Annotated in this window: 16 protein-coding genes and 3 pseudogenes; 4 read left to right on the forward strand and 15 right to left on the reverse strand. The window is 62.9% G+C overall.

Annotated elements, in window-relative coordinates:
* Positions 1–38: 38 nt before the first annotated feature.
* Together ACQ5DX_RS28355 and ACQ5DX_RS28360 are read right to left on the reverse strand one after the other, a co-directional pair.
* Positions 39–278 (reverse strand): tyrosine-type recombinase/integrase, encoded by a 240-nt coding sequence (locus ACQ5DX_RS28355; protein ID WP_430336333.1) that lies wholly within the window; start codon positions 276–278, stop codon positions 39–41.
* Positions 279–599: 321 nt separating this feature from the next.
* Positions 600–1,415 carry an alpha/beta fold hydrolase gene (locus ACQ5DX_RS28360; RefSeq protein ID WP_430336077.1) on the reverse strand — a complete coding sequence of 272 codons (816 nt, stop codon included), beginning with the start codon at positions 1,413–1,415 and terminating at the stop codon, positions 600–602.
* Positions 1,416–1,722: 307 nt separating this feature from the next.
* On the opposite strand from ACQ5DX_RS28360, the pseudogene ACQ5DX_RS28365 reads away from it, so the two are divergent.
* Positions 1,723–2,130 (forward strand): annotated as a pseudogene (locus tag ACQ5DX_RS28365) (alpha/beta-hydrolase family protein); the annotation flags it as partial.
* A gap of 41 nt (positions 2,131–2,171) precedes the next feature.
* Here ACQ5DX_RS28365 and ACQ5DX_RS28370 read toward each other — a convergent pair.
* The 4 genes and pseudogenes from ACQ5DX_RS28370 to ACQ5DX_RS28385 form a co-directional block, all read right to left on the reverse strand.
* Positions 2,172–2,735 carry an HdeD family acid-resistance protein gene (locus ACQ5DX_RS28370; protein WP_430336334.1) on the reverse strand — a complete coding sequence of 188 codons (564 nt, stop codon included), beginning with the start codon at positions 2,733–2,735 and terminating at the stop codon, positions 2,172–2,174.
* A 725-nt stretch (positions 2,736–3,460) separates the two neighbouring features.
* Complete coding sequence (locus ACQ5DX_RS28375) at positions 3,461–4,849, reverse strand: NADP-dependent succinic semialdehyde dehydrogenase (protein ID WP_430336078.1); 1,389 nt, start codon at positions 4,847–4,849, stop codon at positions 3,461–3,463.
* A 2,561-nt stretch (positions 4,850–7,410) separates the two neighbouring features.
* Entirely contained in the window at positions 7,411–7,896 is a 486-nt protein-coding gene (locus tag ACQ5DX_RS28380) for a TetR/AcrR family transcriptional regulator (protein ID WP_430336079.1), read from the reverse strand.
* Positions 7,897–8,008: 112 nt separating this feature from the next.
* Positions 8,009–8,456 (reverse strand): annotated as a pseudogene (locus ACQ5DX_RS28385) (hypothetical protein).
* Between ACQ5DX_RS28385 and ACQ5DX_RS28390 the strand changes: the two are divergent.
* Positions 8,358–8,672, forward strand: a complete 315-nt coding sequence (locus tag ACQ5DX_RS28390; RefSeq protein ID WP_430336350.1) for a hypothetical protein — start codon at positions 8,358–8,360, stop codon at positions 8,670–8,672. The pseudogene ACQ5DX_RS28385 and the gene ACQ5DX_RS28390 overlap by 99 nt on opposite strands.
* A gap of 236 nt (positions 8,673–8,908) precedes the next feature.
* Here the strand turns inward: ACQ5DX_RS28390 and ACQ5DX_RS28395 are convergent, their stop codons facing one another.
* Together ACQ5DX_RS28395 and ACQ5DX_RS28400 are read right to left on the reverse strand one after the other, a co-directional pair.
* Entirely contained in the window at positions 8,909–9,457 is a 549-nt protein-coding gene (locus ACQ5DX_RS28395; protein WP_430336335.1) for a DUF302 domain-containing protein, read from the reverse strand.
* A gap of 9 nt (positions 9,458–9,466) precedes the next feature.
* A pseudogene (locus ACQ5DX_RS28400) lies at positions 9,467–10,402 on the reverse strand (nitrilase-related carbon-nitrogen hydrolase); the annotation flags it as partial.
* A gap of 325 nt (positions 10,403–10,727) precedes the next feature.
* Here ACQ5DX_RS28400 and ACQ5DX_RS28405 point away from each other — a divergent pair.
* Both ACQ5DX_RS28405 and ACQ5DX_RS28410 read left to right on the forward strand, forming a co-directional pair.
* Entirely contained in the window at positions 10,728–11,114 is a 387-nt protein-coding gene (locus ACQ5DX_RS28405; protein WP_430336080.1) for a hypothetical protein, read from the forward strand.
* Positions 11,115–11,299: 185 nt separating this feature from the next.
* Entirely contained in the window at positions 11,300–11,686 is a 387-nt protein-coding gene (locus ACQ5DX_RS28410) for a hypothetical protein (RefSeq protein ID WP_430336081.1), read from the forward strand.
* A gap of 84 nt (positions 11,687–11,770) precedes the next feature.
* Here ACQ5DX_RS28410 and ACQ5DX_RS28415 read toward each other — a convergent pair whose 3' ends face one another.
* From ACQ5DX_RS28415 to ACQ5DX_RS28445, 7 genes are all read right to left on the reverse strand, one after another.
* Positions 11,771–12,781: a zinc-dependent alcohol dehydrogenase family protein gene (locus ACQ5DX_RS28415; RefSeq protein WP_430336082.1), complete on the reverse strand. Its 1,011-nt coding sequence runs from the start codon at positions 12,779–12,781 to the stop codon at positions 11,771–11,773.
* Positions 12,782–13,403: 622 nt separating this feature from the next.
* Complete coding sequence (locus ACQ5DX_RS28420; protein ID WP_430336083.1) at positions 13,404–14,105, reverse strand: type 1 glutamine amidotransferase domain-containing protein; 702 nt, start codon at positions 14,103–14,105, stop codon at positions 13,404–13,406.
* A 2,130-nt stretch (positions 14,106–16,235) separates the two neighbouring features.
* The gene (locus tag ACQ5DX_RS28425; protein WP_430336084.1) at positions 16,236–16,970 is read right to left on the reverse strand and encodes an ATP-binding protein; all 735 of its coding nucleotides are present in this window, start codon (positions 16,968–16,970) and stop codon (positions 16,236–16,238) included.
* 183 nt (positions 16,971–17,153) lie between these two features.
* Complete coding sequence (locus tag ACQ5DX_RS28430) at positions 17,154–18,992, reverse strand: hypothetical protein (RefSeq protein WP_430336085.1); 1,839 nt, start codon at positions 18,990–18,992, stop codon at positions 17,154–17,156.
* 31 nt (positions 18,993–19,023) lie between these two features.
* Positions 19,024–19,731 (reverse strand): TnsA-like heteromeric transposase endonuclease subunit, encoded by a 708-nt coding sequence (locus ACQ5DX_RS28435; RefSeq protein ID WP_430336086.1) that lies wholly within the window; start codon positions 19,729–19,731, stop codon positions 19,024–19,026.
* 1,218 nt (positions 19,732–20,949) lie between these two features.
* Positions 20,950–21,090, reverse strand: a complete 141-nt coding sequence (locus ACQ5DX_RS28440; RefSeq protein ID WP_430336087.1) for a hypothetical protein — start codon at positions 21,088–21,090, stop codon at positions 20,950–20,952.
* A 1,244-nt stretch (positions 21,091–22,334) separates the two neighbouring features.
* The gene (locus ACQ5DX_RS28445; protein WP_430336088.1) at positions 22,335–23,081 is read right to left on the reverse strand and encodes an enoyl-CoA hydratase/isomerase family protein; all 747 of its coding nucleotides are present in this window, start codon (positions 23,079–23,081) and stop codon (positions 22,335–22,337) included.
* Positions 23,082–23,121 lie beyond the last annotated feature (40 nt).

Raw genomic sequence — 23,121 nt, forward strand, 5'->3', positions numbered from 1 at the left:
GTGGACTCCGATCGGCTATTGAAGCCCAAGCGCCGCGCTCAACGCATCGAACGCAGCACGCGCGCCGTGTCGTCACTGGTATGCCCGTAAATGTCGCCGGTGACCGCGATCGGCGAGTACTCAAGCAGATCCGCCACCGCCTTGATGTGCACACCGGCCTCAAGCCAAGCCACCGCCGCGGAGTGCCGCAGCGTGTGCGCGCCGACGCCCTCGACCTTGGCAGCGTTAGCGGCGACCTCCGCAACGCGCAGCAGATTGCGGGGGGTCGACTGGCCGATCTAGGTCTAAGACTGATGGAGGTTGTTGACAGTTGGGACTTCCGATTGAGAGGAAGATCCCCATGTCACAATGAGAGCTCGAGCGTCGCGCGAAACACAAGCTCGCCGTCGATGTCCGCGACCACCACGTCCAGCCCCGGGCAGTGTTCGGCGTCTGCGAAGTCGCCGAGGTAGTGAATATGATCGACGAGGTGAGCCTCGCGGTGTCACCTGCACCACTCGGACGTTCTCATCGGCATCCAACCGCGATCTCAGCCCTACCCATGATTCGCACTTCCCTTCATCATCGGTGGAGAGGGAGGGTCTGGCTGCGCGACCGCTTCAGTTGGCCCGCCACCACCCGGTGATGACGTCGGCGTACTCGTCGGCGTTCTCTTCCCAGGCGAAGTGGCCGGCGTCGATGAAGTCGAGTTTGCTGTTCGGCAGACGCGCATGGAGGTACTCCGCGTTGCCCGGGGGCACGACCGCATCGTCGCGCCCGGCGAGGATCTGCACTGGCGTCTCGATGGTAGGAAGCAGCCCGCTCAGGACGGGCAGCTCGGTGGGATAGGCGCGCACGTAGGGCAATTGGTCGACGAACCGCTGACCGGTGTAGGCGGCGAGGTAGTCCTCTCGCACGACATCTGGCAACTCGTAGCCGTGGATGGTGCCGATCGCGGTGGTGATGGCCGCTTTGGGATCCATGGTCCGGTACGGGTCGAGACTTTCGGCGAGTACCCAGTCCTTCAGTGGGCTGCCAAGCTGCAGGGGGACGGCCGTACCGCCGGTGCCCACCACCAGGGTCCGGAACCTGCCGGGGTGCCGCGCGGCAGCGAACAGGGTCGCGGCCGTTCCGATGTCGGGACCCACGACGTGGGGGTTCGCCAACCCGAACACGTCAGCGATCTGCACGACGAACTCGCCCATCGCCGTGGGCGACAGCAGGTCCGGGCGAAGTTCGGAGTGCCCGAACCCTGGCAGGTCCACCACCGTCAGGCGCGCGTGCCGGGCCAGCTTCGACCACGTCGCGTCATAGGAATACAGGCTTTCCGGCCACGGACTCAGCAACAACGCTTCGCTCTCGTGCGGCTCGTCGCTCTGGGCAAATCGAATCGACAGCCCGTCGATTGTCCGAAATCGGGGCTTGATCTCATTCATCCGATAGTCCTTCCGCGTTCTCACGGACATGGCGACGCTTCTCCGGGTCGGCCAGGTCAGCCGGTTGGTGGTCGAGCAGATCGCCCAAAGGCCCTGTCTCTTAAGATGGCTGGCAATTTTTCATATTGTCAACCCATGATGGGGTGTTCACCTATAGCGGTCTGGACTGGGCGACTATGCGTTTCGGCTATATTGACCGGTGGGTAATCACACATGATGAGGTCCCTAGCCGCGGTGTTTCCAGCGGACGCCGTCGTGTAGGCGTGGCGATCCGCGTGTTGGTACCGCTGGCCCGCGGACTGCCGGTGGCCAATGTCAACGGCTGCCTGTCTATCGGCAGGGCCACACCATCCGGTTTGTCGCCCGTCCGGACGACCTGGGACGGTCGGCCGGCCCGTGGGCGATTCCGCGCGTGGTGTACCTGCAGCACGGCTCCGACCCGATCGCCTGGTGGAACCCCGATCTGCTGTTCATCAAGCCGGATTGGCTACGCGAAGCCCGCGGCCATTACGTCCCCGACGACATGGAGTGGATTCCCGTCGTCACATTCCTGCAGGTCTCGGCCGACATGGCGGTGGCGATCGACGTCCCCGACGGGCACGGCCACCGCTACGTCAAGGACGTTGCCAACGCCTGGGCCGCCATCCTCCAGCCACCCGGGTGGACGCCGGAGCAGACTGAACGGTTACGACCCCTGCTACGCGCCGACGAATGAGACGGTTCGCGTTGGGGTGTCCGACCGAGGCCACCTCGTGGTCACCTCGCGGCGGTGCCGGTGAGCTTCTGAACCTTCTTCACATCGCTGCGCATGACGAACCCGGAGATAACCTCCATCACCCCGAGAACGATCAGCCAGATACCGACCACCAGAGCCAACGTAGCGATCGATTCGAATGGGTAGGCCAACACCACGACACCGGCGATGAGGCTGACAACCCCGAAAAGGACTGTCCACCCTCGACCGGGAAACTCCGCATGGCTGATCGCCGATGTCACAGCGGCCACACCGCGGAAGATGAATCCGATCCCGATCCAGATGGCGAGCAGCAGGAGGGCGTACCCCTCGCCGAAGTGCCGAAACGCCAAGATCCCAAGAATGATCGATGCCATGCCGGCGATCAAGTTCAAAAATCTGCTGCCGGCGGAGGCAGGCAGGGCGAACGCGAGGACCACCAGCGCGACGCCGGACACTACGAGGTACACACCGAACAGCACGGCGGCCACCACGATCGAAGGTTCCGGCCACACCAGGATCACCACGCCGAGGATCACGGCCAAAACGCCGAACAGGACCGCCGATATCCAGACGCGGTGTATCAGATCTGACACAGGATGCGGGGTATCGCTCATGACAGCTCCTTGATGAAAGCAGTTCGCGACTGTCTCGGCAGGAACTCAATTATCGCTACGGTGACGGTGCTGCAGGACTGGTTCGCGATCACGGGCCGGCGGCCGGCCCAACCAGGTCGACCCGGCCCGGTACCCGATCAGCACCGCCGCAGGCGCGACGGCCGCCCCAACGAAGAGGGCTCCCGCATGGTCGTAGTGTTACACCCTTCCCGACACGCCCACAGGGGCGAACACCCCCTCTGTTGACGCGGTCGATGTCAGGACGCGAATGGACGGGCGCAGTGTGGAGTTCGAGCAAACCATGCACTTCTGCTGCTAAGGACCTGAAGCGAACCGGATGACGATGCACCGTAAGTTCTTTCGCGGGTTCGGGATCCGCCGCTACACACTTGCTCGTCGGATTCACTCTCGCCGCGTTCAACCTGTTGATCCTGAACGACTGGTTCTCCGGGCGTGAGAGCCTCGATGCCTGGGGCAGTGTTCTCGGTCAGCCGGAGCCGGAGCGCCGGCCCCGGTACCGTCCACCTCCGCGGCGCGTCGAGACCCCAGTGGCCAAGCCTGGCAGATAGCGACTTGGCGCCACCTTTCGGCGCACGAATCCGTGGCACATACCACCGTGAGGGTCTGAAAACGAGACACGCAGCGCCATCCCAGCCGCGGCAATGTCGGCCGAGCACCGCCACCGTCGACGACGGTCAGGCCCCGGCGTCATCACCGATCCACACGGTCTTGGCGTTCATGAACTCGCGCATGCCCAGGTCGGACAGTTCACGCCCGTAGCCACTGCGTTTCACACCGCCGAACGGGATTTCCGGGTAGCTGGTGGTATTCCCGTTGATGAAGGCCATGCCGGACTGGACGTCCCGCACGAACAGCTCCCGCTCGTCGTCGTCCTCACTCCACAGGTTCGAGCCGAGACCGTAGGGATGATCGTTGGCCATCAGCAACGCCTCCTCCAGGGAGGACACCCGGAACACCTGGGCAACGGGGCCGAAGACCTCCTCGTGGTACATCTTCATCTCCGGGGTCACCGCGACCAGGACAGTCGGAGGGTAGAACCAGCCCGGCCCACCCGGGCGCTCGCCGCCGACCAGCGCCTTGGCCCCCTTGCCGAGAGCGTCATTCACGTAGGCGGCCACGTCGTCACGACCCGACTCGGTGGCTAATGGGCCCACATCCGTTGTGTCGTCCATCGGGTCGCCCACGACGAGCGCCTTCATCTTGGCCGCGAACCGTTCGAGGAACGCGTCGTAGATGTCGGTGTGGATGAAGAACCGCTTGCCGTTGATGCACGACTGACCATTGTTGAGGGTGCGGGCCTTGACGGCGACGTCGGTAGCCCTTTCGAGGTTCGTCGAGGGCATGACGATGAATGGGTCCGATCCGCCGAGTTCGAGGACTACCTTCTTGATCTCGGATCCGGCAATAGTGGCTACCGACTTACCCGCGGGCTCACTGCCCGTCAGCGTGGCGGCCTTCACCCGATCGTCGCGCAGAACCTGCTCCACCCTTCCTGCGGAAATCAACAGGGTCTGAAAGACCGCGTCGGGGAAGCCGGCGTCCCGAAACAGCTGCTCTATGTACAGCGCGGTCTGCGGCACGTTGGACGCATGTTTGAGGAGCCCAACGTTGCCCGCGGTCAGCGCGGGCGCAGCGAACCGCATGGCCTGCCACAGAGGCAGATTCCACGGCATGACTGCCAGCACCGGGCCGATCGGCTGATACGTCACGAAGGTCTCTTTGGCGTCGACTCGCGATGCGTCGGACTGCGAACTCTTCAGGAATGCCGGGCCCTCGGCGGCATAGAAGCGCAGTCCACGCACGGATTTTGCGACTTCTTCCTGCGCTGAGCGATAGGTCTTGCCCATCTCGGTCGTGATCAACCTGCTGACCGAATCTGCCTCTTTCTCCAGGTTGTCGGCGGCCTGGCGGAGCCACGCGGAACGTTGTTCAATGCTCGTCAGTCGGTACGACGCGGCGGCAGCGGCCGCCCGGCCGAGCTTGTCCTCCAGTTGCTCAGCGCTGAGCTCATCGAACGTCTGGAGCACCTCTCCGGTCACAGGATTGGTAGTCGCTATCGCCATGATCGATTGGTCCTTTCACCGGGCGAGCCGTCCTGTCGTCGTGCGGCCGCTATGCGAACAGACTTCCCACGTGGAATCTGTTGTCGAACAGGATGATTAGCATCACCGCTATGGCAACCCCCATTGCATATGCAGCCGAAGGTGTTGCTACAGGCCCCTCGCCCAACTGAGGACTCCGAATATCGGCAGGGCGATCATGCTGGACACTACGCCGCGTGAGTCGAAGCGGAAGGGTCCAGCGGCCCTATTTTCCTTCGCGCACCGTGCCCTCGAATCCGTGTGGGGATGGAATCTCATGCAATGGCGTAGGAATGCGACATGCGATCGGGCCACCAGGCTGGGAACCGCGCACCGCAAGCCGCCCGATCCACCCGCAACCACACCGCGCCCGATTATATGTAGCGCCGTTGGGACTGTTGCCCTCCATCAGGATTCAATAACAACAGGGCAACGCTACCGGCGGGAACCGTACCTACGAGTGCCGCACCTGCGCGCCATCCAGAAGTAGCCGGTACCGCGGATGAGGCATGGGGGTGTCAGAGCATTGGACGGCCCCGCCGGGCAGTGACTGCCGAACGGGGCCGCGTGTGCACCGTCTGGGTGGTGCCGGACAGACACTACCGGCTGATCAGGCCCACGAAAAGACCTCGGATCGAGCTGGTATTTCATGGTGAGGTGGGGCTTGGGGATCAGCCACCCGGTCCGCCCCATTCCACCGTGCCACGTCGAACCGATTGCGGGGTCGGGTCGAACGCCACGACCTTATCGGTAGACAAACTGGTGGGGCGCCCAACTGGAGGGGCGGGAGTCGTACTCGTCGCATCGTGGACCGATCCCGCCCCACCGGTGCCGCATCCCCTGACATTGCCACCAGGCGGCAGGTCCGACGCTAGCGTAAGGCCTCCGGCGGGTTGAGTCCGGATTCTGTGTCGCGCCGAGGGTTTCACCTCAACAGTCAATCCATTTGACGTTGTCTGGTCGCGAGCGGGCGGCGCCGCGGATCGCCCGTCACGCGACGCCGCCCGACACCCACAACCTCGCCGCGCACGCTGCGGTTGGCGCTGCTGCGGGCTGCCACCCCGTCGGGGAGGTATCGGACAGCGGGGCAACAACTTTCGACGCTACTCGGAACCTGGGCTGCGTCAACGCTCGTGAACCAGACACACGGGAACGGCACCGCGGCAGGGTCAGTGCGCGGTGCCGTCCGATGCCCACCCCTCCGCCGCGATGCCGTCGGCGTTGCAATGGGCGGCGGCCCGGCGATGTTGCCTAGGCCGCACCGTCGATGATACTGATCGTCCGCGCGGTCAACGCCGCGAAGGACATGAAGATCCGATATCAACGGAACGGCACCGTGCAGTTCGCTGGGGGACACGGATAAACACGGTGCCGCCCGATCGCCAGTGGTCGAGCATCCCTACCGCAAGATACCTCCCGCTAGCTACGGCCCGATTCGAAGAGCGCTGCACCGCGGAGAATCGCGTGCATTGTGTGGCCGGGCCGCAGGGTCGACGCTACTCGGATGCGCGCGGACCCGGAAGCTCGAAAACCCCGCACGGGGGCAGGGTGGTGTCTTCGATGCGCTGGGCAAAGCTGCACGCTCAATCTATCTGCGTGCGCGCCTGCGTATCGAAATGGCGAACGTCCCTGCGGCAGCCGGGGCTTTCGTCGCAAGCTGCTGACGGCTTCCGACTTATATGTCGGGGCGGCTTCATGTTCGAACTGGCGGGTTTCTCTTGCGTCGAACTTTCTGGCAGGGTCCCAGCGTTTACGGTCTGGGCGAGGTCAGAAGGGGTGGGCGTGTGGCGAGGTCACGGCGGACGAAGATCTCGGTCCATGTGCAGATGGGGGTGGTATTGGCGGTGTTGTTCGGGAGATGTCCGGCGCCGAGGCCGCCCGTCGGCACAGAGTCTCGGACATGTCGGTGTCGAAGTGGAAGCAGCAGTTCCTCGGTGCCGGCCGACAACGGGTCGAGGAACAACCGTCAGGTTCTCGACGCCGGACAGGCGCGGCCTGCGCGTCTTCGGTCCGGTGTCACCACGACATCCGCCTGGGCGGTGTCGGTGGACTCGACGATTGCTCGCGCCCACCACCACGCTAGGAACGTCACACGCCGCACAGGGTCATGCGACCAGGCGAACTCTTCGCGGGCCAACCGGGAGTTGTCTGGTATGCGCGGGATCGGTGCGGTGATGGTCGAGCGTCCGACAGGCCCGGTATCGATGCCCCGCGGCTCACGCGGTGGCCAGCCAGCCACTGACGTGCGACGGTCGACTACCGCGGGCGGAACCTGGTCGAACGACAGGCCATACTCTGAGGCAGTCGATCGGAGGTCGACGCCATCCCGATCTCCGAACACGCAATCGACAATTCGGACGTATGCACCGGGAGAGTGTTTCCGGGCGGATCGACGGCCGACGATCACGTCGTCGGCACCTTGTGAAACATCGTCGCCGTCCATGGCCGTGTTCCGGGTACCCGGAGACCATCATCATCGCGGCCAGGGGATCGCAGATCACTCGCGTCACATCAGGGAAGGGTGCGTCCCCGTCCAACGGCGTTCAGCTACTTCCGATCCCGTCGAGGAAGAACTCGAGCCCGCGCCGCCACCAGCCGACGCCGAGTCGTTCGGCTTGGGCGTTGAGCCAGATCAACCGGTCGATGTCGGTTGCGGTGACGTCGCTGCGCAGGGAGCCGTCGCGCTGCGCTGCGATGATCAGTGCCTCGCCGTGTGCGATGGTGCGGTTGTTGACGTCCTGCAGTGCGGTTGCCTCGGGAGAGCGTCGCGCGAACATCTCGTTGAAGGCGGGGTCGGCGACTTGGGACTCGCCGAGGGCGACGACGTAGCTGGTGAACCGCTCCCAGGGTGTCGCGCCGGCGATGGCCACGGTGACAACGTCGAGCTTCTGCGCCGCGATGTCGGCGACGACGGCGTCGATTAGCCCTTCACGACTACTGCCGAACCGGTTGTAGATTGTGCCGACGCTGACGTCGGCGCGGCGCGCAATCTCCTCTAGCCGCGCGTCCAGGCCGTGCTCGTCGAACACTTCGGGCGCCGCCGAGTAGATCCGCTAGAGGTTTCGTCACGCATCAATGTTTTCACCTTGGCGTTGAGACTGATTCGGATGATGAGGGTTGGGTGGCGATGGTGCCTCCGGCTCACTCTTCCGACGTCTGCGTGTTCTTCCCACTTGTACCGTGGTTGCGGGCTTCGATGGCCTCGACGGACTTCTTGAGCTGCCGTCCCAAGACGAGGGTGCCGAAGACTCCGAGCACAGACGCGAGAAGCCGTCCCTTGAGGTTCTTGCCGTCGCGGACAACGACGACGTCCACGTCGGTCTTGCCGGTGGGCTGCTGTGTGAGGGTGTAGGTGTGGCCCGAGTTGCCACCCCACAAGTTGGAATCCGTGGTCGTCATCACCACGCGATGCGGGTCGGCCCAGTCGTAGTGCAGGCGTTCCCAGATACCGCTCGAGCCCTCCGTGACATCGGCATCATGGGGGGCCCGCATGGTGCACCTGAAGGTAGTTGTCCGCGCTGTTGCCGAAAAGTTCCTCGCGACCTGGCCCGAAGTCGGTAAGACCGGCAAGGAACTGCTCGGGTGTCACGGTGGTCGTCTGATGGAGATGGATCGTGGACATGGCGCCTTCCTTGACACTTGGATGATCCCTCCGGTCCCGGAGGCCGGGGTGGTGACCTATCCAGAACACCACGCACGCAAGCGTCGCGGAAGAGGGCTGATCGAGGCGAACACTCTCAATCCGGTCGCTTCTATGCTGGGCGTCGGGTCATTGAATTGCGCCTCTCAGCGCCGGCGGTGCTAGTTCGCCCGGATCGTACGGCTCAACTGGGCCTCCGCGTAGCGCTCGACTAGCAGGGGTGCGAAGTCTCGGGTGGGGGAGGGAGGGGCCAGGAAGTGGGTCGCGGTTCTTTCTCTTTCGGCAGCATGGGGCAGTAGCAGCGGGCAGCGGCGAACGTCGGCAGCAACCATGGGTCGACATGGGACGTACTGGGGCACAGTGACAGTCGCCTCAGCGTCGTACTAAACCGTCCGAGGCGGTCAACTGCTGCGAGCCTGGCGCGCAGTCACTGTCGCGGCCAACGCGGCGAGTTTTGCGTCGAGCGCCCGCGCGGCCGCACGCAGTGGCGGGTTCTCGTCGACGACCATGAGTGAGGACGGCTTGACGTAGGTTAGGCTGCTGCGGCCGCCGTCCTCTTCCAAGAGCAGAAGCTCGACAGGTGCGAACAGTCCCGCCGTCAGGTCGTGCCGAAGCATCGTGATCGCGATAAGCGGATTGCCGATGATGACACGGACCGCTTGGCGGTCAATCCCGGCGGTCCTGATCCATCCGCCGTGGTCGATCAGGTCCATCAGCATGAATTCGCTCGGACCGAGATGCCGTGCGACCTCCGCGGCGAATGATTCCCAGTCCTTGAAGGTCGATGATGGGAGATCCCCTATCGGTACCGGCTTTTCGCCGACATTGGCGAGCAACGCGGCGACCAGCTCTTCGTAGGTGCTATCGCTGTCGAACCGTAACCGGACCCCCTCGAACCGGATTTCCCGGGAATCACTCGACGGTAGGCCGCTCTCCGCGCCGTCGGCGATCACCGGCGAATCAGGAGAGTGCCGCTCGTGGACGGGGGCACTGGGCGTGTGATCGATGAGCAGGCTGAGTAATTCGGGTCGACTGTAGTGTCCGCTGGAGTCCATGAACGACTTGCGCCTGTCGATGAGCGCGAAGTCCAGATCCGCGATCACCTCACCTTCACCCGAGCGCAGTGGCTCACCGAGTACCTCGCCTTGCGGCGTGACGATAGCGGTAAAGCAGCCGCCCGAGATCGGTTCCACCGGGGAGCCTGTGTCGGCCATGATCTGCCGCTGCTGATCGGGATCCAGCCAGGCGGTCGCAGCAACCACGAAGGCCCCTGACTCGAGCGCGTGATTGCGCATCTGGATCTCGGTTTGTCGAGAGAACGAGTCGCCGAAGATAGATCCCGGGAACATCGCCGAATGGATCTGCTCGCCATCGGCGATCAGCGCGTATCGGGCGAGCGGGTTGTAGTGCTCCCAACAGGCCAACTGGCCGACGCGACCCACCGCGCTCTCCACCGCTCGCAGTCCACTTCCGTCGCCTTGGCCCCAAACCATGCGTTCGTGATAGGTGGGTGTGATCTTGCGTCGACGCTGGATCAACGCCCCGTCCGCATCGAAAAGTAGTTGGCTGTTGAACAGCGAGCCACGGTCACGTTCGTTCACGCCGATGGAGACCACCATTCCAGCGCGTCGCGCGGCATCGCCGATCGCCTGCGTCGTCGGTGATGGCACGGTGACCGCCTGCCCCAGCAACCGCATTTGCTCGGAGCTCATCGCGTAGGGGCGTTGCACAAACGAAAAGTACGGGTAGTACGGAACAACGGTTTCCGGAAATGTCGCGAATTGCACTCCCAGAGCGGCGAGTTCGTCGATCTTGGCGACAACCCGCTCGACGGTACCTTCACGGCTGTAAAGCACGGGACTCAGTTGAACTGCCGCAGCCCGGATAGTGGTCACGGGCGCCCATCCCCTCGTCGTAAGTCATGCGATAAAGACCGGCTTGTGCTCTTTGCTTCCACCCACGTCGGTCAATTCGGAGATCACAACGAAATCCGCGCGCCGGCTGGGCCGCGCCGATCGCCACCGCCGGTGGACCATCGACATCCGCAGTACGTTCTCGAGCGTAGTCCCGAAGGGTCTCAGACCGATTTCGTAGATGGCCCGCCATCCGAAGCGCCGGGTAGGCTTACCTGCACAGTGCGAGATCACAATTCGTGGGCAGGCGCTGGCGAGCCGACTCGCTTCCGGGCTTCCTCGCTGCCGGATTTCACGGAGGCGCCGTATGACGTACATGGACAAGCCCTATTACCCGGAGTGGCTCGACAGTCTGGCCGACGATGTCACTTTGGAGGCCGCGGCCATGGACGGCACCGCGAAAGGTGCCGAAGATGTCCGTTCCATTTTGAGCGCTGCTCGCGAACTCTATGAGCACCAGGAGTTCAACTACGCCGGTCCCTGCGGGGAAAGCAGCTTCCTCGAGGACTACACCAGTTCAGTCGGTGGCATGGCCACTCATGTGGTCGTTCTAGTCACCTTCGACGCAGCCGGGCAGACCCAGCGTGTCGTGGTGAACCACCGGCCGCGCAGCGCGATGCTGCAGTTTTCCCGCTTGATGCTCGAGAAGTTCGCCGGTACCCCGTACGCCCGATTCTGGGAAGGCACACCGTAAGCGGCGCGACGCCCGGGCCCAGCATGGCGCCAGGCGATAACACCAACTAGTTCCGGACAGGCGGTGTCGCAGGACATCTGATGGCGTGGGGTCGACGGGGCCAATCAACAGATGCAGCTGAGGGGCAGTTATGCACATCAGCCTTTGGGGCGGGACTCGCTGTTAGTTTTGAGGGGAGGCACGACATGACGTACATGGGGAAGCCGTATTACCCGGCATGGCTGGACAACCTAGCAGACGACGTCACGGGGGAGGGCGCTGCTTGGGACGGCGCCATACAGGGGGCAGAGGCCGTACACGAAGTGGTGGTCGCCGCCCGCGAGATGTATGAGTTCCAAGACTTTCACTACGCCGGCCCATGCGGCGAGAAGACCTTCCTCGAGCACTACACCTCGGCGGTTCGCGGTGCGCCTCTTAAGGTCGTCGTCCTCGTCACGTTCACCGCAGCCGGGCAGACCCAGCGTGTCGTGGTGAACCACCGGCCGCGCAGCTCTGTGCTGATTCTGTCACGTGTCATGCTCGAGAGGTTCGCTGGCACGCCCCTCGCCAAGCATTGGGAAGGCACACCGTAGGTATCGGACCACTGACGAGAAGCGCGAACAGGATTGCCCGCGGGAAGGGAGACACGGGAAGGGAGACAACGGACCATCTGCATTCTACTGTTCGAATACCAGTAGCGGTTTGCCTCCGTGCGCGGGAGCTTCGGCCAAATAGACGGCTTCGCTGAACTTTTCGATGGGGATCGGTCTTCCCTCGGGAACCCGCAACGCGCCACTGTCGGCGAGCTGGAGCGTCCGGTCGATCGCTGCGGCCATTCGATCCTTCGGGGCCTCGATGAGCCAGCGGAACAGCCAGAACCCTCGAACGGTCTTGGTTTCGTAGATCAGTGAGCGCGCGAAGATGGGGATAGTGAGTTTGTCGGGATCGGTTTGACGATGCGTGGACAGCGCACCGTAGACGACCAGATCACCGTGCGGTGCCAGCGCACGAGACACGTCCGCACCTATCTGACCGCTGACACAGTCGATGGCCTTGGACACACCCTCATGCCCTACGATCTCGGAAGTCCGTTCGCGCACGTCTTCATCCTCCGTGCAGATCACCGCGGTGCCGCCCAGCGCGAGTATGTCCTCGACAGTAGATCGGCGACGGACCACATTGAGGGTCTTGAAGCCGAAGTGCAATCCGAGTTGTATGACCAACTGCCCCACCGTTGAACCGGCCGCCGTCTGCAGAAGCCATTCACCAGGACGAACATCGATTTCATCACCGGTCAATATCACAGCGGTGAGCGGATTCGTGAGAATCTGGGCGGCCGTGGAATCGCTCATGCCGACGGGGACAGGCACGACCCTCTCGGCATCAGCAACGACATACTCCTGCCATGTGCCCTTGACTCCGATCGTGACGACGCGTTGCCCAACGGTCAGTCCGTCTGCACCGCTACCGAGTTCGTCGATCACACCGACGGATTCGATTCCGGGCACGGTTGGGAACTCGGGTGTGAATCCGTATCTGCCGCGGACGGTGTGCAGATCACTGGCATGGACCGGTGCAGCTGCCACCCGGATCCGGACCTTGCCGGGACCAACCTCCGGAATCGGGCGGGTCTGCAGGTGCAGAACCTCGGACGGTTCGCCCAACTGGTCGGCGACGAGAGACCTCATAGTTGTCATCTCCCTGGCGCTCCTTCCTTCGGGGCCAGATCTCACACGGTTCCGTGTGCGTAGCGACGGGCTCGCCTCCGACGGCCAAAATTCGAATCAGTGCGGCCCAGTTTCAGTCCTACTGGCTCTAATGCTGCCACTGTTGGTCAACGGCGCGCAGCTGCCGAAGTAGCCAGCAACCGCCGCCGAGAAGGCTGCAATGTGAAGGACACCGCACCGACAGCGAGGACCATGACGTCCGCACAGGAAGGCCACTGTTTCCGCCAGGCGTGTGTCCGTGGTCATGATCGCTCGCGTGGTAGACGCGTCGACGCTTCACGCGCCCTGGCTGGGAGTGACTACTTCTCTGGCATCAGATCCTTGGGCTTCATCGAAACAGGAAGCGGCCGGGGCCTCGTCGCCGGCTCCGATGAGGAAGCGGTCATCCGCGTCCTCGTCGGTGTCGACGATGCCGAAACGGCATGCCCTATCCGAGAGAGGGAGTAGAAGAGCGCACAATACGGCCACATTGTGCCGAACCGCAGCAAGCGTTGCGGTTCTCGTCCGACCATTGTCTCCCTGCCAAAGGCACCCTTCCGATATCACGCGTGGAGCATGCTCGTTCACTCCAACGATCTGTCTCTTAGGCGCCTTTCAGAATCTCGACCATTCGGTCGCCGAGGATCGCGGCCGAGGCCGGGTTCTGGCCGGTCGTCAGGTTGCGGTCCTCGACCATGTATGGCTCCCATATCGGCCCACGGCTGAAGTCGACGCCGATCTTCTCCTTGATGTCAGTTTCAAGCAGCCACGGTGCGATCGCGGCGACGCCTACGGCTTCCTCCTCTTCGTCGGTGAAGCAGGTGAGGCGATAGCCTGTGAATGGAGAGTTGCCGTGGATCCTCGTGGACAGGATCGACGCTGGAGCGTGACAGACGATGAAGAGCGGGTTTCCCGAGGCCAACTGTTGCGTCAGCAGGCGCCCACCGTCAGCGTCGAACGCCAGGTCTGCCATAGGGCCGTGTCCGCCCGGCATGTAGACCGCATCGAAGTCCGCGAGGCGCACATCGGACAGCTGCAGCGGCCGCCGCAGAGCCTCAGCTTCGCGGATGATCGACTCGAGCCGCAGCGCACCGTCGATGCCGCCCGCCATCTGCGGGCGCAGACTCATCAGGTCGACCGTGGGAATTACGCCGTTCGGGGTTGCGACGACCACTTGATGCCTCGCGTCGGTGAGGACGCGGTAGGGGTTGGCGAACTCTTCGGCCCAGTAGCCGGTCGCGTATCGTGACCCGTCTTTGACGACCCAGTAGCTAGCACCGCTAACGATGAAAAGCACCTTCGCCATTGCGAAAGCTCCTCTCGGGCTACGGATGCCTGTCCATCCGCGAATACCCGACAACGGCTACCGTGAAACTTCGATCTCGTGACACGGATTCACCCGGACTGCTCCTACCGAGGCGCCGTTGACCTTGGTCAACAGCGAGCCCCACGAACGCCAGCATCCGTATCAGGAGCACGCCTCAGCGAAGGTAGTGTCACGCAGCGATCAACGTTCGCGTGTGGCATGGTGGTGCAGTACAGCTGCTGGCTGCTGCCGCCGGCCCTCGTCGGCGGGTGACGGAGGGTCGCGATCGGTGCTCCGTCCGGCAGCGGGAACCAACCGAAGAAGCGACCTTCCACCAGTATGGTGCGAAACACTTCGCCGGTATCGGTGTGGAGTTCGGCGCGCACGGCGTTGCCCGCTGCGGCGTCGTAGGCGAATACGCCCAGCAGGAGACAACTGGATTCTCAACTGGACCCCCCTTCCCGCACCCATGCGGGAAGGGCTGTGGTCGCTCTCGGTACAGCTCTACGAGATGGGCATCCATTCGTGAGGAGTGAGTCGAGAGACCGACTGTGACCGGGTGATGATGTGACCGGGATTCTTCACGCAATAGCAACCGGCCGCGGCGACTTGTCGTCGCGCAGGCCTTCCAGGAGGGGTGTCGCAGGCTCCCGCCGGTGTACTCACGGTACTCGAAATCGCCCACCAGCTCAGGCTCGCGTCCCGGGCTGGTGGCGGCGCGGCGAGGGGACGCAGGTCACGAGGGGTCTTCTCTGAATTGGTCGGCGCGGTCGAGGTATAGCCGGTTCCTACTGTAGTGGACGACTTTTGCGGGCGTGGTGGGTGGATCGGGCCACGTGTCGTAATCCAGATCCAGCAGAAATGGCAGATGGAGGAGTGAGTGGAGAGCGGATATGTCGGTGCTGCTTTGGGGTGGAAGTCGCGTCGGTTGAGGAGGTTGTCGATCAGTTCGCAAGCCGGTCTGAGGTACTGGATGATGCTCCTCGCGGCGGTCCCCAGGCGGTATGTCGAGTGGACGTCTGATCGGAGTCGGTCGAGCACGAGGTTGTAGACGTTGTAGATGTTGTGCTTCGGGTGAAGTGCGGATCCGAGAAACGCGCCATCGCAGAGCAGTTCGGTGATAGTGACGACCTCGGGGTAGACGATTGCCTGCCATGCCCGTGCGAATGGCAGATTCCCCGGTGTCAGGCGGTTCCACCGATCACGGACGGGCCCCGGGAGTTCAGGTTGGCAGGCCTCATTCGCGGCCAGCCATGCCCTATCGGCCGCTTCGGCGCGCAGGTACCGTCGTTCGGCGAGTTGTCTCCAGCGCCGTTCTGCATCGATCAGTTCCCTGACGGCGCCTACGTCGAGCTGACCCTGCGGCGGCGTGTTCGGTCCGCACCATCGCCGGTGCAACAGGCACAAGTCGCTCCTGTTGTTGTTCACCAGAGTTACGGTCTGTCCTTTTGCGCATTTGAGGCACATGTACCGCGCGGGAAGGAAGCGTGCGCAGTGTCTGCACGCGCGGCCACATGTACAGGGGCTGTCCTGCCGGTATGGCTCGGTGTCGAAGCTGCCGGCAGGCAGTCCGGCCGCGATCTCGAGCTTCCGCGCGAGTGTCGAGCCCACGTCATGATCAGCGGTTGGACCACTTGGGTGTTGCCGCCAGATGCGAACTGTCTCTTGTCTATCGAGGTAGTTCACATAGCAAAGACGCGTGGCGAAGCTTTCGAGGGTCTCAAAGCGGTAGGGGCGCAGGGTGTTCGGGAGCGTACCGGTGCTCATCGGTGACGCGCTTTCCTGACTTTCGCCCGCTTCGACGGATTGACCGCTTGTGCTCGCATCTCGGCTGCAGCGGTTGAGGGAACCGTCTTGAGCAGACTCTTCGTAATTCGCTCCGGCGGTGCCATGTCACCGGTACCCGTACCTGATCTCCCTTCGTATGCGGCGTGAACGGCTGCGAGCTGAATCAGTGACGTCAGGGCTGCGATGGACCCACCCGTTCGTTCGAACAGGTACTGCGCCATTCCTGGCCGCGCCAGGGTTCCAGGTGGGTGGCTGAGCAACCTCAGGTCTGTCTCGAGGGCGGCGACGAGGTTCGCCCATCGCGCCCGCTGCTCGTCGGTACCGTCGGAGTAGGGGAGTACCTCAGTGAGGGCACCTCGGTTGAGGATCTGTGTCCCAGCGTCGCTTCTGAAGAATCCGGCCGAATCGAGGTTCATGCCGGTGAAGACGAATGTCGCGGGAACCAGGTCGTGAAACTCCTTGAGTAAATCCGAGGCGTCGATGCCGTCGGCTCGTCGGGTGTCGAGACGATGCGTCGTCGATGATGATCAATTCGGTTCTACGTTCGATGAGGGCGTGAACGACCTGTCGTTTGAGTTCGTCATGCCCGGCCCGTTCGCGATACGGGACATGCAGGAAGTCCAGAAGGGATTTGTCGATGGCTCGGCATGTGCACTTCGCCGGCACGTCGATCATCACGACGGGAATCCGGCCGCACTCCCGGTAGTTCGGTTGCTTACGTTTGATCGCCCGTTCGTGGAGTACGCCCGCGGACCGCACGATTGTGGTCTTGCCGACCCCTGATTGGCCCGAGACGATGCACACCCGTCGGTCGATGGCATGCCGGTTCATCACCAGGAGGGACCACATGTGGTTGAAGATGCGCGTCATGTCGTCGGTCTGAACCAGGACAGGGTGGCCCATATGGCCCATATGGTCCAGCCGAGCATCGAGCCATTGCCGTTGCTTGGCGGCCGCCATCCTTCGGAACCGTGCGAGCGTGAGTTCCGGTGGTGGCGCGTAGTCGTCATCGACGAGGACGCGGAACCCGTGCACCTCATATGTCTCGAGTGCGCCGTCCGGTTCTACGACTTCCATGGTGAGAACCCCTCCACTGCGGGCGGTGGACTGTGCCCTTCCGTATGGGAATCTCCCTCACCGTCGCATGGTTCGTCGTCCTCCTCAATGCTCGAGACTCCGATGAGACGTTCGGGTCGCGGCAGATCGCTCGAGGCGATCCGCCGCCCGTGATCGTCCAGCGCAGCCACCTCGCGTTCATATCTAGCTTGCGAACCGGCCGGCGCGCCGACGAATGTCGTCGAATACGACCTCCCGTGTTCGCACGATCTGCTCGTCCAATTCCGCACCTTCGGGTGGCGACCACATCGCATCAGCGAACGGGACGTCGTATTCTCGATTCCGCTTCGCGAACGCGGTGATCCACGTGTCTGTGTGTGGATCGTGCACCCACGCACAGATCGGGAAGTGCGGATTGTAGCGGATCTCCCATCGGTCGTTGTGGGCAGCCACGCCGGAGGCCTGATACCGCAGCGGATTGAGCTCGGCGCAGTCATACCGAATCGAGTTCACCTGCACCCCATAGTGCTCGACCTTCTGCCACCGGACGTAGTACAGCCGGTAAAGCATCTCGGTGGTGATCGGCAACGCGAACACGGGGGAGTAGACCAGCGACGCCTCGTACATCTGGTTCGGTGTCAGCTTCCGACGCGGCGACGCGGGATCATGCAACGCGTCATGGGGACGGTTCTGCCAATAGTGCAGGACCCATTCGTCGAACAGTTCACGGACAGTATCGAGGGTGACACGTGGAGCGATGGCCGCCGGCGTTCCTCGCTGGGTCACGTTCGGTCCCAGGTAGTTGGCGAACAACGCAGCGAACTGATCGTTGATCGTGCGGAACTGGCGCTCGACCACGCCCTTCTCCCACGCCGTTCGCGGTGAGCACCAGTTCACCGAGATGCCGAACGCACGGCACGCCTCCGCAAAGTTGCTCGACCTGAATTCGAGACCGTTGTCGATGGTGATCGTGTCGGGAACGATGTACGGGCGCGTCTGCGCTGCGGCGACGCGGTCAGACATGCTGCGCATCCCACGCCGAGGGAGCATGCTGTTGACCGTGACAAAACGCTCGATTCGGCCATCGACCAGGTGATACGGCACAAGGCTGTCCGCGAGCATGATGGTGGCGTCGAAACCGTTGATGCGTTGCGGGGTTATCAGCGATCCCATGATCGTTCGAGTGTGCTTGTCCATCAGGATCGTGAGAAATGGCCGGATCTGATCGCCGTTCCGATCGGAACACAGGACGTCCAGCCGGGTCCAGTTGACCATGACCTCGCCGCCCGGCCGTCCGGCAAACCGCGGCCTATGTTCGCTCCTCGGCGTATTCGCCTGCGACTGACGGTTCTTCGCGGTGTCGAGGAAGTGCCGGCCACAGTCCAACCGTCGAAACAGCCGGCGGAAGGTGCGCTCGGACGGAAACCGATAGAACGCTGGACTTGCCTCGTCATCGAAGTCGTACTCGGGATGCGACTCCCGGAACCGCGCCTTCACCCTTTCGATGAACACCCGTTGGGTCACGCTCGACTCCGCCCGGTACCGGTCCATCAACTCATCGACGACCGCACACAACTCTTCGTCCTGCACACCGGAAGGGTCCGAGATCCTCACGTGCCGACGATCGATCAGGCCACCGAAATCAGCCGCACGAAACGCGCGAAGCCTGCGCGCTAACGTTCGTTCGGAAACCTGCGCGCCACCACCACCCGGCAGCGTCAACGTCGCCAACTCCCGACACTTGGCGCGGATCCGATACCGCATCGACACACCCGCCGAGTAATCCCTGTTGATCGTCGTCGGATGACCGGGATGGATCCCGGATTCGATCTCCGCCAAGTGCCCCGCCCAAAACGAGACGATGGCCGCATTGTCGGACGACATCGCCGCCAACGCCCGACCCAACAGGCCCGCGCTGTCAACCGCACCATTGCCTTCGACCCGGAAGGAAGGATCGTTGAGAAGCTGGACCCGGGACAGCCACACAGTCGACCTCGAAACCACGTCGACAACACAAACCATCTCGACACCGAGACCGATCACCTCGTACTGCGTACCGAGGAAGCAGAACAAGTCACCCACTCGCAGAGCACTTCTCATCGGCCCCATCGCCTCCGAAATCGCTGGTGTAGACAGCGGTCCACATTCGGAGCGGCGCTTCCCAATCGAACCTCAGAACCCCGCTCCACATCAGGTGATAGACCCATGGAAGAACAGACTCAGGTCCGCCCTGTAGGCCCGAGATACCCTCCGACAGCGGAGCACCCCCACGGTACGCATCGCGCACATCGTCCAGCACCGCATCGCTGGGTGCGAAGCGTTTGTGCCGATACGCACCCAGCCAATACAAGTTCGCCTCGAACACCGGACCTATGCCGGTAAACACGTCGTACGACCAACCGATGTCCCCACAAGCGGCGTTCGTAAGCGCACGCTGCAAAGCGAACTCGCCACCGGACGTCCTCACTGGCGCGTGCACGTCCACCAGGCCGCTCACACCCCGACGTCGGCGGACAAACAGATCAGGAACGTGCGTGACAACCGCCGCAGACTTGGGCCACACGAACTCGACAGGCTGACAGGACAATCCAATGACAGCAGGGTCTCGATCTGCAAGCATCATCGCGGAGCGTTCCAGCTTCGACTCGTGCCGCAACAAGGTGTCGGCCGTCGCGCAGTAGTACTGCCCCTGCTCGTTCGGCGCCGACACCCGCTGATGGCCCCAGCGTTGCGCACGCGCGGACTCGAGCGGCACACGCAACGCCGCCGAATCAGCACGCATGTGCCATGTGCACCCGGACCTATCGGTCCAGTTGAGCATGACGTGGCCACAACGCGTAACGATGCGACCGGGACAGCCATTCGACTCAGAAGTCGACGCAGGCAAGCGATTTCACCATCCATGACGAGCCGGCAAGCAGGGTGAACCGCGAACCTCGACACGGACAAAGCCGCGCTGGTAGCCTTGGAAGTTACCAACTCGGTGCGCTTCGGGGGTGCCAGCCCTGAAACTCGATGTTTGATTCAGGAAATCCGCTCATCCAACAGGGGAGCGGTGTACCCGCAGCCACCGAACGCGAAGTCCTGATAACTCAGCTACGCGACGAGCGGCTACGGTCAACAACTTTCACAACACCTCCCTCGTTTTGAATCACCTGGACGACAACAGATGTGAGTACGTCGACGGTGGAGCTATCTCCGGTCTACCACCCGGCATGTCGGCAGTGAAGAGCGTTCGAGAGTATCCGGATCGGCGCGCCCCACGGAGATGACTTGCGCGCGGTGACCAGCACCCACACGAGATCACCAGCTAGCCGTCAAACGAATGATGGCCAGTTTCGTTCCCATGTGGGCGTTCATGCTCCTGCGCGTGGCGTCGGGGAGAGCAGTCGATCGCGATCTCGTTGACTTCGCCGGCCTGGGCGCATCGCCGAGGGGCTGCCGGCGGTTGTTTCAGTCGCAGTCTACGAATCTCGGCCGCTCCGTCGAGATCCGTAGACCCTCACTCACCGTTGCTCCTGATCAACGCAGGAGCAACGGACAAAGCCCTGGTTTGGAGTTTGCACAATCGGGAACTGACCACGTCCGATCATTACGTCACGGTGACTAAATGCGGTAGCAGAAGTCCAGGTGGGGGAACTATGGAGGTCAGCATCATCAACACCCATCTGTGCGAGATCGTCACCGAACTCGGATCCACAGTCGCAGCGCGCCAGGCAAGGAGGAAGAAGGAAGCTGCGACCAGCAGCTCGTCAGGTGCCTAACCGATCTCGCGGCCCTAGTTGTGCCAACTACGCTGTCCATTTGCCAACTACGGTGGCAACTGTGCCAACTATGTTGTCCATTTGCCAACTAGCCTGGCGATTCACAATGAGTGTGCGATCTACAGGCTCTCTCACGGTCCTCTTTGCTAGATAACCCATATTATCTAGCAAAACAGGTAGCCGCCTTTCCGCGCTCCCCACAGCAGCTGTGAATCGTCATCGAGGTTGGCAATTCGTCAGATAGTTGGCATCTTCGTCATCGAAGTTGGCAACTTGGTCAGATAGTTGGCATATTCTGCAGTTCCGCCGCTAGTCCGGTTGGACGTGACGAGCGGCATGCCGCTGATCAGCCAGCGCACATCGGCCAGAGCCGCCAACGAGCGCCTCGTTGGCATCTTCGTCACCGCTGCTGGCAAATGATCAGATCTACTGGCACCTCCGGGTTTTCATGGAATATGGATCGTCCGACCGTCGCCGTTGCTGTCGCACCTGCCCCTTCGCGCGCTGCCGCATCGACTGATGCCGACTCTCGCACCTACTCGCATCGAGTGGCACTCGCCCGGCAGCCCCTTCCGCCTTGGTCCCCGCGCGGTGTCATTTAGTCATATGACGAATGCCCGTGACTCGATCATGATCTCTCCACGGGTCGCAGGCATGAGTGTCGGCACGCTACAGATGCCGTGCGGCACTGCTCCCCTGATACACGAGAGTGTCTGCCGTCAAGTACGTGGCCGGCTGTGAAGCCCGGGACGGTGCGGGCAGGTTTCGCCCGCACCGGCGGCCTCGAGAAGCGCCCGGTCGGCGGTGCGGAACTGCTGCTTCCGCTTCGCCACCGACATATCCGACACCCCGTGCCAGCGGAGGCTTCGGCGCCGCGGATCTCCCCTATCTTCTGCCTTCGGTTGACTGCTCGAAACGGATTGAGATTCTGCGGCGGCAATGAGGATGAGACATGTGCAGCATTGAAGCTCGTGGCCGCGCGACCGACATGTCGGGACGATGGCGTGTATTCGACTGTGCTGTAAGCAGAGTCGGTAGTGGCGCCCCCCGATCTGCTCCCACTACGCGCCGGCGACATTCTGATAGTCAACCGCGCTGTGCCGCAGTGGGTGCGCATGTGCCCACCTCCACTACCCTGTCGTACTTCGTCAAGAATGGTGTGCGCGTGCCGTCATCGCCGAACCTGCACGCCAACGTCATCACCACGGCGAGCGGGCGGCAGTCGGATCGGCGAGCAAATCGCACAACCACGCCGATGCGGCCGTGATCATCGCTCGTGATCCTGAAGTAGTCTTGGCAGCACACGCTTTCATCAACGCAGTCGACGAGGCTACTGTCGTCGACGCGGTGTTCTCGGGGACGCCGCAGCTATCTGAAGCGGACCAGTTCCCGGGACCATTTACGGAGTGTTAGGACCTACTCTTCCCTGAATCACAACAGAATCCGCCAGTATTGCACCGGCCGGGAGAACGATCCACCCGGCATACTCGGCCGGCGGTGGCCGAGAGCCCAAACTACCCGCCTGCAACGAGTATCAACCGGCGGGATCGCGTTGGTCGAGTGGATCACCCTGCGGTTTGGTCGACGCCTGCGCACACTTCTGTGTCGCTGCCGATCGTCGTTACGCGCGAAACCGCGCCATATACGCCGTCCGGTCAAAGTCCGGGTCACCTGACTCCTGGTATGCGTGCTGCATTGTCAGATGTTCCCGGGCCCGGTGCTCAAGTCCGTCCCACAACATCCGCTTCATTGCTCTGAGTGACCAGCTCGAGTTCTCTGCGATGGCAACTGCAAGCCGTCGCGTCTCCTTCTCCAACTGATCAGCATCCACCACCCGGGTGACCAGACCCAACCGGCGAGCTTCATCCGCGGCGACCATCCGCCCTGTGTAGAGCAGTTCGGCCGCGTGGTCCACACCGATCAGCCGTGGCAGCAACCACGTTCCGGTGCCGGTGTCCGAAACCGTGCCGAGTTTCGCGAACGGCAAGGCGAACACGGCTGCGGTCGAGGCTATCCGGATGTCGGCCTGCAGTGCGAGTTCACACCCATATCCGATGGCCGGGCCGTTGACCATCGCGATCACGGGCTGCGGTAGATGCACCAGCGTCCACCGTCCGTCTGGGCCGATGGTCGAACCGCTGGCCGGCGGGAGCGGCGCACTGGGGTCGATGTTCGCGAGGTCGGCGCCGGAACAGAACCCGCGCCCGGCACCCGTGACCACCACAACTTTGACATCGGGATCGGCTGCCAGCACGGAGCAGGCTCGGTTAATCTCCTGAATTCGCTCGCCCGAGACGGGGTTCAGCCGCGCAGGTTCGTCGAGGGTCAACCATCCGATGCCGTCGTCGACGCCGATCTTCACGAACACGGATCTGTCCGCCGAATCGACGTCGAGCCCGGGCGTGGTT

The sequence above is a fragment of the Rhodococcus sp. ACT016 genome (assembly GCF_050477185.1).
GTDB lineage: Bacteria > Actinomycetota > Actinomycetes > Mycobacteriales > Mycobacteriaceae > Prescottella.

Excerpts from the sequence above, each read along its gene's own strand:
- ACQ5DX_RS28415 (WP_430336082.1), bottom strand. The coding sequence starts at position 12,781 with ATGAGGTCTCTCGTCGCCGACCAGTTGGGCGAACCGTCCGAGGTTCTG.
- ACQ5DX_RS28390 (WP_430336350.1), top strand. The coding sequence starts at position 8,358 with ATGGTGCACCTGAAGGTAGTTGTCCGCGCTGTTGCCGAAAAGTTCCTC.
- ACQ5DX_RS28420 (WP_430336083.1), bottom strand. The coding sequence starts at position 14,105 with ATGGCGAAGGTGCTTTTCATCGTTAGCGGTGCTAGCTACTGGGTCGTC.
- ACQ5DX_RS28360 (WP_430336077.1), bottom strand. The coding sequence starts at position 1,415 with ATGAATGAGATCAAGCCCCGATTTCGGACAATCGACGGGCTGTCGATT.
- ACQ5DX_RS28435 (WP_430336086.1), bottom strand. The coding sequence starts at position 19,731 with ATGCGTGCTGATTCGGCGGCGTTGCGTGTGCCGCTCGAGTCCGCGCGT.
- ACQ5DX_RS28425 (WP_430336084.1), bottom strand. The coding sequence starts at position 16,970 with ATGGAAGTCGTAGAACCGGACGGCGCACTCGAGACATATGAGGTGCAC.
- ACQ5DX_RS28375 (WP_430336078.1), bottom strand. The coding sequence starts at position 4,849 with ATGGCGATAGCGACTACCAATCCTGTGACCGGAGAGGTGCTCCAGACG.
- ACQ5DX_RS28410 (WP_430336081.1), top strand. The coding sequence starts at position 11,300 with ATGACGTACATGGGGAAGCCGTATTACCCGGCATGGCTGGACAACCTA.
- ACQ5DX_RS28405 (WP_430336080.1), top strand. The coding sequence starts at position 10,728 with ATGACGTACATGGACAAGCCCTATTACCCGGAGTGGCTCGACAGTCTG.